Genomic DNA, 464 nt, shown 5'->3' on the forward strand with positions numbered 1-464 from the left:
AAAAAACAAATCGTAATCACAGCCTTAACTTTTGGAGCGATCATATTTGGAACTAACAATGTTCAAGCTCAAAATACAACCGCAACCACAACGGTAAACATTACTCTGAACGATGTAATTTCCATCGATGCAGGAAGTACTGCCATTGGTAATACGGTTGATTTTAATTATGTTACTGCAGCAGACTACAACTCTGATCAGACCATTACTAAAGCCAACTCTTTGAAGGTTACTTCCACAAAGAACTTTAATGTTAAAGTAAAAGCAGGAGGAGCTAATTTCATGAATGGAACGAACTTAATCCCAGTCAATGTTTTGACAATTAAAGCAGCAACAGCTGCCGGAACAATGGGTGGAACAAAAAATACTGTAGTTTTATCTGCAACAGATCAGAATTTAGTTACCAATGCTCCTCTTGGAAGTGCCTTAACACTGAATCTGGACTACACTATTCCAGCAGCGAA

The 464-nt window shown here is 37.9% G+C and carries 1 protein-coding gene; it reads left to right on the forward strand.

The features are described 5' to 3' along the window. Nucleotides 1–464 (forward strand): peptidoglycan-binding protein LysM (locus ACMA47_RS25155; protein WP_413931999.1); only part of this gene is annotated, 464 nt, incomplete at both ends.

It is taken from the genome of Chryseobacterium sp. T20 (assembly GCF_047345655.1).
Classification (GTDB): domain Bacteria; phylum Bacteroidota; class Bacteroidia; order Flavobacteriales; family Weeksellaceae; genus Chryseobacterium.